The sequence below is a fragment of the Kitasatospora saccharophila genome (genome assembly GCF_039529925.1).
Taxonomy (GTDB): Bacteria; Actinomycetota; Actinomycetes; order Streptomycetales; family Streptomycetaceae; genus Kitasatospora; species Kitasatospora saccharophila.
Window position 1 is genome coordinate 1 of sequence record NZ_BAAANS010000065.1, and the last position, 9793, is coordinate 9793.

Consider the following 9793-nt stretch of genomic DNA (forward strand, 5'->3'; position numbering starts at 1 on the left):
TCAAGATCCGCATGAACACCGAGAACTACGGTGACGTGCTGCCGATCCCCTCGGACCTCTCGATCGCCCAGTTCCCGAACTTCTTCTCCTCGCTGGGGGCTTCGGACGAGCTGTCGAAGACCTACCAGTGGACCGACTACGCGACGGTGGACGGCAAGGTCTACGGCATCGCGAACTTCGGCACGGTGACCGGCTTCGTCTACAACAAGAAGGTGTGGGCGGACGCGGGCGTCACGGCGTGGCCGAAGACGCCCGACGAGTTCCTCGCCGACCTGGAGGCGATCAAGGCCAAGGGCGCGGCGACCCCGTACTACACGAACTACCACGACGGCTGGCCGCTGCGGCAGTGGACCGACGCGGTCGGCTCGCCGTCCTGCGACGAGGGCGCCAAGGACGCGCTGGCCACCACCGCGCAGCCGTGGGCGGCCGGGGGCGACCTGAACACCATCGACGGCCTGGTGTACTCGATCGTCAGCCGGAAGCTGTCCGAGGACGACCCGACCACCACCAACTGGGACCAGTCGAAGGTGATGCTGGGCACGGGCAAGGTCGGGGCGATGTACCTGGGTTCGTGGTCGGTGTCGCAGATGCGCGACGCGGCGTCGAAGGCGGGCGCGAACCCGGACGACATCGGCTACATGCCGTTCCCGTCGACGTCCGGGAAGCTGTGCACGGTGCTGCAGCCGGACTACAAGTACGCGATCAACAAGCACTCCAAGAACCAGGAGGCGGCGCGGGCCTGGCTGGACTGGTACATCACCAAGTCGGGTGCGGCGCAGGCCGAGCAGGGCATCTCCTCGGTCCGGGGCGCCGAGCTGCCGGCCACGCTGAAGCCGTTCACCGACAACGGGGTGCGGCTGATCGGGCAGAAGCAGGAGAAGTCCGCCACCGTCAAGAAGATCGACAAGGGCGCGGAGATCAACCTGGACGCCCCGGACTACCGGCAGAAGCTCGTCGACATCGCCCGCGGCGCGGCCTCCGGCGACCAGGACGGCTACTTCGCCGAGCTGAACAAGAAGTGGTCCGAAGCCCAGAAGACCGTCAACGGCTGACCCCACCGGTCGAGTTGACCGAGCAGTGCCCCGCGGCGCGGCCGGAACCCCTCCGGCCGCGCCGCACCCCCTCCAGGGACTTCACGATCCCCCCAGGCACCACCCCCACCCCATCCGCATGTCCGGAGGACGCACGTGAACGACCAGCCCCGCACCACCCGCCGCCGCACCCTGCTCGGCGCGGCCGCCCTCGGCCTCGCCGCCGCCCCGCTGCTCGGCGGCACCGCCTCCGCGGACCAGGGCTCCAACGGCCAGGGCTCCAACGGCCAGGGCTCCAACGGCCAGGGCGAGAACGGCTCCGGCCGGGGCCGCGGCGCCTTCGTCACCGCGCGCGGCGGCGAACTGCGCCTGGACGGCGAGAAGTTCCGCTTCGGCGGCACCAACTGCTACTACCTGCACCAGCAGTCGCACTACATGATCGACGCGGTGCTGAACGACGCCGCCGCGATGGGCCTGACCGTCGTCCGCGCCTGGGCGTTCGCCGACGGCGACGGCCGCTCCTACCGGGCCCTGCAGCCCAAGCCGTTCAGCTACGACGAGGCCGCCTTCGACAGCCTCGACTACGCCGTGCAGAAGGCCGGACAGCTCGGTCTGCGCCTCGTCCTCCCGCTGGTCAACAACTGGCCCGACTACGGCGGCATGCAGCAGTACGTGTCCTGGTTCCTCGGCCTCGCCGACGACTCCTACGGCGACGGCACCCATCACGACAGGTTCTACACCGACGCCAACTGCCGCAAGGCGTACCGGGCCTGGGCCAAGCACGTGATCCAGCGCCGCAACCGCCACACCGGCCTGCGCTACGCCGACGACCCCACCGTCATGGCCTGGGAGCTCGCCAACGAGCCGCGCTGCCGCAGCGACAAGTCCGGCGCCACGCTGCTGGGTTGGGCCCGCGAGATGAGCGCGTACGTGAAGTCGCTGGCCCCGCGCCAGCTGCTCGCCGTCGGCGACGAGGGCTTCTACGGGCGGGCCGACGAGGCCGACTACCCCTACTCGAACTACGAGGGCAACGACTGGCTCAAGCTGACCGCACTGCCCGCCGTCGACTACGGCACCGTGCACGTCTACCCGCAGAACTGGGGCGAGACCAGCGGCAGCAAGCCCGGCACCAACGCCACCGACTGGGGCACCCGCTGGATCACCGACCACCTCGCCGACGGCCGCAAGCTCGGCAAGCCCGTCGTCGTCGAGGAGTTCGGCCTGCAGATCGACGCCGGCCGGGACATCGCCGACACCGCGGCCCGCGACGCCGCGTACCGGGCGTGGACCGACGCCGCGCTCGCCTCCGGCGCGGCCGGCGACCAGTTCTGGCTGCTCACCTCCCGGGTCGACGACGGCTCCTTCTACCCCGACTACGACGGCCACCGCGTCATGTGGAACAACGACCCGGCCAACCCCACCCGCACCACGGCGCAGCTCTTCGCGGCCCACGCGAAGGCGATGGCCTCTTCGAGCTGACGAAAGGCGCCACGAGGGGCTCACGCGTGCGCGCGTCCGGGGGCTCGGGGAACGGCGAGGTCGTGGCTGCGGGTGGTGCGCTGCCGTCGGGTGCCGCCGCTTCGGGTTCTGTTTCAGGCACGCAGCAGCACGGACCTTCGATGGGCTCCGGCCGCCGGCAGCACGGACTCGCCGTTCCCCGAGCCCCTGATTTCGCCTCCCGCCGTTCTCGCCCGCGCCCCTGATCTAGTCTCTCGTTCGTCTGCCACCATCACGATCCGGTCCCCGTGACCGCGATCACAGGGGGCTGGATGAAACGTGTGGTGAGGTTGGGGCGTCTGAGCTGTGGGCGAGGGACGCGCCCCGCGTAGGGATCGGAGTCTGATGGTGGCTGGCCGACGGCGGTCGTGGTCGTGGTCGCGGCTGAACTACCCGCGGGCCGATCGGGACGGGTGGCGGCGCTGGGTGCCGGACTGGGGGCGCCGGATCGACTACCCGCGCAGCGGCCGCCGGGGGGTGCTGCGCTGGCTGCCGTCCTGGCGGCAGTGGCTGCTGCTGGCGGGCGGCTCGTTCGGGTTGCTGGTGGTCACGGCCGGGGTGATGTACGCGACCACGGAGGTGCCCACCGACCTGAACGCCTTCGCCACCCAGCAGAACAACGTCTTCTACTGGTCGGACGGCACCGAGATGGCCCGCACCGGGCTGGTCAACCGGCAGGACGTGCCGCTGGACGAGGTGCCCACGCAGGTGCAGTGGGCGGTGCTGGCGGCGGAGAACGAGACCTTCTACTCGGACCCGGGGATCTCCGTCTCGGGCATCGCCCGGGCGGTCTACCGGATGGGCTCGGGCGGTGACACCCAGGGCGGGTCGACCATCACCCAGCAGTACGTGAAGAACGCCTACCTGAACCAGCGGCAGGACTTCTCCCGCAAGCTCGACGAGATGTTCATCGCGCTGAAGCTGGACCAGCAGGACAGCAAGGAGGAGATCCTCAGCGGCTACCTGAACATCAGCTGGTTCGGCCGCGGCAGCTACGGCATCGAGCGGGCCGCGCAGGCGTACTACGGCAAGGACGTCTCCGAGCTCAACGTCAGCGAGGGCGCGTTCCTGGCCTCGCTGCTCAAGGGCGCCTCGCTGTACGACCCGGCGGCCGGTCCGGAGAACCACGCCCGGGCGGTCGAGCGCTGGTCGTGGATCCTGGACCGGATGGTCAAGATCGGCAAGCTCTCGGCGGCCGAGCGGGCCCGGTACACCGCGTTCCCGGAGCCGAACCCGGTGCCGCCGCTGGTCGGGCTGAACGGCCAGACCGGCTACCTGGTCGACCTGGCCAAGAGCTACGCGCAGAGCCACGCCGACATCTCCCCGGCCCGGTTCGACCTGGGCGGCTACCAGATCTACACCACCTTCGAGAAGCCGAAGGAGGAGGCGCTCACCGAGGCCGTCCAGGCCGCCGAGAAGAAGCTCGACCCCGACCACCGCCCCGCCGACCAGAACGTGCACCTGGGGGCCGCCTCGGTGGCCACCGACGGCCGGATCCTGGCGGTCTACGGCGGGCCCGACTACCTGAAGCAGGGCTTCGACAACGCCAACACGGTCAACGTGCCGGTGGGCTCGGCCTTCGCCCCGCTGGTGTACGCGGCCGGCCTGGGCCAGGGCGTCCAGCGCGAACGGGACGGGGCCAGGACGCCGGTGACGCCCGGCACCACGTACAACGGGGACAACGGCGTCGACCTGCAGACCCCCGAGGGGCCCTACTGGGGGCGGGACGGGAAGAAGGCCAAGACGGCCAACGACGGCGGGAAGAGCTGGGGCAGCATCACGCTGCGGGCCGCGCTCGAACAGTCCGTCAACGGCCCGGTGCAGCAGCTCGGCATGGACGTCGGGCTCGGCAACGTCCGCAAGGCCGCGATCGACCTCGGGCTGCTGCCGGACAGCATGGGCGAACTGACGCCCGCCTACGCGCTGGGCAACTCCACCCCCAGCGCGATCCGGCTGGCCGACGCCTACACCGCCTTCGACGCCGAGGGGAAGCGGACCGACCCCTACTCGGTCAGCAGCGTCAGCCAGAACGGCGCCGACGTGCCGGTGGCCAAGCCCGCGAAGGTCCAGGCCGTCACCCCCGAGGTGGCCGCCCAGGTCGACGCCGCGCTGCGCGGCGCGGTCAAGGAGGGCGCCGACAAGGGCGTCCGGCAGGCCGCCGCCGACGGCGCCGGGAAGCCCGGCACCACCCAGGAGCGCAACGCGGGCTGGTACGTCGGCTACCGGGGCGACGTGGCCACCGCGGTCACCCTGTTCCGGCTCGACCTGAAGACCCTGGAACTGCTCCCGCTGACCGGGGTGGGCGGCGCCGCCCAGAACGTCCCCGACTCGACGGTCCCGGCCGGGATATGGTCCGCCTACACCAAGGCCACCGCGCACTGACCGGCGGTCCGGGGGCGGGGAGGGCGCGCCCTCCCCGCCCCCGGACGCGTCACTTCAGGTAGGTCGGCCAGTCGGGGGCCTCGGCCGGGTCCAGCCGGCGCAGCTGGTCCAGCACCTTCGGGTCCTGGGCGTCCAGCCAGTCCGCGAGCTCCTTGAAGGAGACGCAGCGCACGCCGTCCTTCTTACAGACGGTCTGCATCACGTCCTGGATGGCCTGCATGTAGATGCCGCCGTTCCAGGTCTCGAAGTGGTTCCCGATGAACAGCGGGGCCCGGCTGCCGTTGTAGACCCGCTCGAAGCCGTCGAGGTAGCCGTTGCGGGTCTGCTGCTCCCAGGCCGAGTACTTCTTCGGGTCGCCCTCGGTGCTGGCGCCGGACTGGTTGGCCAGGAAGTTGAAGTCCATCGACAGCACCTGGGTGTTGCCGAACGGCAGCAGCTGCAGCGGGAAGTTCCAGATGCCGTTCGCCTTCGTCGGCCAGACCTGGAACTCGCCCGGGGAGCTGGCGTCGTAGCGCCAGCCGTAGGTCTTCGCCGCCTGCAGCAGGTTCTTCTGGCCCTCCAGGCAGGGGGCCCGGCCGCCGACCAGCTCCTTCGCGTAGTCGAAGGGCAGCGGGGCCTCGGTGGAGAACCCGGTGTTGGTCTTCCAGTGGGCGACGAAGGAGTACGCCTGGTCGATCTCCTGCTTCCAGTCGTCGACGCTCCAGGTGGAGCCGCCCCCGCTGTCGCCGGCGTCGGTGCAGAAGTGGCCGTTGAAGTGGGTGCCGATCTCGTTGCCGTCCTGCCAGGCCAGCCGCAGCTGGGCCAGGGTCTCCTTGACGTGCTCGTCGGTGGGGAAGGAGATCGCCGAGCTGCCGGGGGAGTGCTGGGGCGCCTGGTAGAGGCTGCGCTTCTCGTTCGGGACGAGGTAGATGCCGCTCAGGAAGAACGTCATCGTCGCGTCGTTCGCCTTGGCCAGCTCCCGGAACCGGGAGAACAGGTGGTCGTCGTTCTCCAGCGCGCCGTCCCAGGAGAACACCACGAACTGCGGGGGCTTCTCGCCCGGCTTCAGCTTCTCGACCTTCAGCTGGTGCGGCTGCGGACCGGTGTCCGACATCGAGCCGTCGCCCAGCACCTTCACCTTGCCGTCCCAGGCCGGGGCGGACGCCCCGGCACCCGCCCCGGCGTCGGAGGACACCGGTCGGCCCGGTTCCCCGCCGTCGTCCAGCACCAGGGTCAGTGCGAGCGCGGTGACCGCGCAGCCGGCCAGCACCGCCAACGCGATCTTGACGTTTCGGCTCCGGTTGCCGGGTCTCTCTTTGCGCCTGTGGCTCTTCACCGCTCCGCCGTTCCCCGTCCTGTTCCGCTCGCGCCGTCGCACCGCTGTGACGGCACGAGCGGACATCGCACCATCTTTTTATTGGACGACTGTAGGGGGGTGGCGGTTGTCGGCGCGGGCGGATCCCCGGCCGGGCCAGGGAACGGCCGCGGACCGTGCCCCGCAGCACCCCGGAAGCGGAGCCCGCCTGCTCAGAACAGGCCGTGCCACATCTGCTCGACGACGACGTTCCACCAGGCCGACTCCTTGACGAACACCTCCGGGTCGATCGCCGCCAACTCGTCCTGCAGCGCCGCCACCACGCCCGCCGCGGCGTACGGGTCCAGCCCGGGCAGCGCGGCGCGGGCCGCCACCAGCGACTCCAGGCTGCGCAGGAACGCCGACACCGAGGCGTTGACGTACCGTCCGCTGCCGGTGCGCGGGTGCACCGCCCACACCGAACCCGACCTCCCGTCGTGGTCGGTGCACTGCACGGCCACCGCGCACAGCCCGTCCGACCCGATCCTGGTCCAGCCCGCCAGGACGTCCAGCACCTGCGGCTCCAGCTCGGCCCCGGCGGCCGACAGGTGGGTGCGCAGGTCGGCGAACAGCCCGCCGGCCGGCGGCCGCTCCGGACGGTCCGCGCCGAAGAACAGCGGCACCTCGGCGGGCAGCCCCGCCCACACCACGGTGGACTGGGCCGACTCCGGCAGTGCGCTGTTCGCCACGTCGTCCGCGTCGTACCGCACCACCTCGCCGAACGCCCCGGCCACCCGCCGCCCCAGCGCCACGTCCCGCACCGCCGGCGCCGGGTCCACCTCGCCCGGCCGCGGCGCCGGCACCCGGCACGGCCGCGGCGGCGGCTGCTGCCCCGCCAGCCGGGCGGTGCGCTCCGCGTGGTCGGCCAGCGCGGCGACGCCCTCGGCCCGCTCGTCCGGGAAGATCCCGTACAGGTGCGAGCAGGAGAACTCCGCGTTCGGGAACTCCCGCTCCACCAGCACCGCGGTGTAACCGCCCGGCAGGGACGCCGGACGCAGGTCGGTGTGCACCGCCAGCACGTTGCCCGCCGGAACGCCCAGGCGGCGCAGCTCGGCCGCCAGCTGGTGCTCGGCGGGCGGCAGCCCGGGCGCCGACAGCCGGAACAGCGAGACCTCCTGCCCGCTCCCCGGGTCCAGGTACGTCGCCACCGCGGTGTTCCCCGGCCCGGTGGCCGGCGGCCCCGTCCGGCGCGACAGCTGCGCGTGCCGCTCCTCGTACGACCGGACCACCTCGTCCACCGGCACCGAGGACCACACGCTCAGCTCGCCGTTCTCCCGGTCCACCACGCCGCACGCGTCCCCGACGTCCGCCGGCGGGCGCCGCTCCCCGGTCACCGGGTCCCGCTCCAGCGGCGCGGGCGCCGCCCACACCACCCAGCCCAGGCTGAACTCCCGGTACCGCACCCCGCGTCGCCGCTCGGCGGGCGCGCCGCCGTTCAGCCAGCGGTCGGCGGTGGCGAGGGCCTGCTCCTGGGTGATCACGACGCTTCCTCCGTTGGTGGGTCCCGGCGCCCGGAGCTCCCGGGGCTTCCCGGGCCCGGTTCCGAGTGAGACTAGCGGGAGGTTCCCCCGAGCACGAACGGGTGTCCGGTATCACCCGGGCAATTCCCTTGTGCGGCCATGGGATTGTCGGTGCTTGATCATGTGCATGCGATCATTTGACTATCATTTGAATCTGGGGCAACGTTCTGCTCCATCCGTCCACCGGGGGGCCGGTGATCCGTCACCGGAAGCGGTGGTTCCGTCAGTTGGGGGAGACTGACCCTTGTCGATGATGCTGCCCGGCCCGCTCGAATGGGTCCTGGAGATGCTCGGCTTCGACTGGCCCAAGGCGGACGAGGACAAGCTCCGCGAATGCGCCCGGGTCTGGCGCGACTTCGCCGACCGGGTCGACGAGGTCAACCAGCAGGCCCTGACCGCCGCCGACGTCGTCCGCTCCACCAATGCCGGCGACGACGTCGACGCCTTCGGCCGGGCCTTCGACAAGTTCACCACCGGCGGCGACGGCTACCTCGCCGACGCCGCCACCGCCGCCCGGCTGATCGCCACCGCCTTCGACGCCGCCGCGATGATCGTGGTCGCCTGCAAGATCGCCGTCATCGCCCAACTCGCCATCCTCGCCACCGAGATCATCGCCGCCCAGGGCGCCGCCCTGTTCACCTTCGGCCTCTCCGAGGTCGCCGCCCTCGGCGCCACCCAGGCCACCAAGATGATCGTGCGCCGACTGCTGAAGGAACTCCGCGACGCCCTCGTCGAAGCGGTCATCGAAACCATCAAGGACCCGATCGTCTCCGCCGTCCAGGGCATGATCAGCGACCTGATCACCCAGACCGTCAACCAGGGTTTCGGCGCCCAGGACGGCTACGACCTCGGCCGCACCGCCAAGAAGGGCGTCGAAGCCGGCGCCGAGGCCGCCGAGAACTGGAAGAGCACCTTCGGCGAGAGCCTCCGCGACGGCCTCGGCTCCCGCGCCGGCTCCCACGCCCGCGGCCGCGCCGAGGCGTCCGCCGCCATCGGCCGCGGCGAGAGCGATCCGGCCGGGGACGGCGACGCTGCCGGTGGCGGCGGTGGCACGGGTGGTGGGACCGCAGGGGGTGGGGTGTCCGGGGGCGGTGGCTCCGGCAACGGGGGGTCCGGGAACGGGAGTTCCGGTGGCGGCGGCGGTGGCGACGGTGCCGGTGGTGGCGGGAACGGCAGCGCCGGTCCGTCGACCACCAGTGCCCCCACCGGCCGGGCGCCTGATCCGGGTGGTCCCTCTTCCGTCAACTCGCCCACCGGAAGGGACACTTCGTCGGAATCACCGGCCCCGCCCCCGGTTCCGACGCCCACCCCGGCGCCCGCCGCTTCGTCCGCGTCCGACCAGCGTGCCACCGCATCGCTCGACCCCTTCGGCACCCGGCTGAACGCCGACGGCCCGGCGGAGGGTTCGCCGTCCGCGAGCCCTCGTGCGGACGGGCCGGAGGCCCAGGCGTCCGCGCCCACCGCGAACGCCGCGTCCGACGCGGCCCGTCCGGCCGAGGGGCAGGCTTCGGCGCCGACCCCTGTCGATGCCCGGGCCGCTGCGCAGCAGTCCGCGCCGGAGGCCCAGGCGTCGCCCGCCCCGACTGCGCACCCGGCAGCCGATGCCTCCCGTCCGACCGCGGTGGATCCCCGCATCGCCGCCGCGCAGTCCGCCCCGGAGACCCAGGCGCCCGCGCCCGCCGCGCACACGGTGTCGGACGCGGCCCGCCCGGCCGACGCCAACTCGGCTGCCACGGTTGGAACTTCGCCGCATGCGAGCGTCCAGCCGACGGCCCACGACAACGCCACCGCCGGTGCTCCGGCCCAGCACGCCCCTTCCGACTCGGCCACTGGGACCGGGCCCGCTCAGCACGCGGAGCGTCACGGGGAGGGCCGGTCCGAGGGGCACGGGGGTGCGCCGGGCCCTCGGTCGGACGTCAACTCGCCTGTCGGTGAGGGGAGTCGGGAGGGGCAGGCCGGGGAGGAGGGTCGTCCGGCGGTCGCTGGGTCCCGTCACGGGGAGGGTCGGTCCGAGGGGCACGGGGGTGTGC

Annotated in this window: 6 protein-coding genes; 4 read left to right on the forward strand and 2 right to left on the reverse strand. The window is 72.1% G+C overall.

Annotation, left to right across the window (positions count from 1 at the left end):
• The 3 genes from ABD345_RS33135 to ABD345_RS33145 all read left to right on the forward strand — a co-directional run.
• The coding region (locus tag ABD345_RS33135) for an ABC transporter substrate-binding protein (protein ID WP_344557619.1) at window positions 1-1052 on the forward strand (1052 nt) is incomplete at its 5' end.
• Between the two features lie 135 nt (window positions 1053-1187).
• Window positions 1188-2510 carry a glycoside hydrolase 5 family protein gene (locus tag ABD345_RS33140; protein WP_344557621.1) on the forward strand — a complete coding sequence of 441 codons (1323 nt, stop codon included), beginning with the start codon at window positions 1188-1190 and terminating at the stop codon, window positions 2508-2510.
• Window positions 2511-2873: 363 nt separating this feature from the next.
• Window positions 2874-4910 carry a transglycosylase domain-containing protein gene (locus ABD345_RS33145; RefSeq protein ID WP_344557623.1) on the forward strand — a complete coding sequence of 679 codons (2037 nt, stop codon included), beginning with the start codon at window positions 2874-2876 and terminating at the stop codon, window positions 4908-4910.
• 49 nt (window positions 4911-4959) lie between these two features.
• On the opposite strand, the gene ABD345_RS33150 is transcribed toward ABD345_RS33145, so the two are convergent.
• On the reverse strand, window positions 4960-6165 hold the full coding sequence (locus ABD345_RS33150) for a polysaccharide deacetylase family protein (RefSeq protein ID WP_344557625.1): 1206 nt from the start codon (window positions 6163-6165) through the stop codon (window positions 4960-4962).
• Window positions 6166-6416: 251 nt separating this feature from the next.
• Window positions 6417-7724 (reverse strand): SUKH-4 family immunity protein, encoded by a 1308-nt coding sequence (locus ABD345_RS33155; RefSeq protein ID WP_344557627.1) that lies wholly within the window; start codon window positions 7722-7724, stop codon window positions 6417-6419.
• Between the two features lie 289 nt (window positions 7725-8013).
• Between ABD345_RS33155 and ABD345_RS33160 the strand changes: the two genes are divergently transcribed.
• A partial coding sequence (locus ABD345_RS33160; protein ID WP_486327095.1) for a WXG100-like domain-containing protein occupies window positions 8014-9793 on the forward strand: 1780 nt, incomplete at its 3' end.

What these genes read in the sequence shown, in the direction of transcription:
- ABD345_RS33145 (WP_344557623.1), top strand. Translation starts at nt 2,874, where the DNA reads ATGGTGGCTGGCCGACGGCGGTCGTGGTCGTGGTCGCGGCTGAACTAC.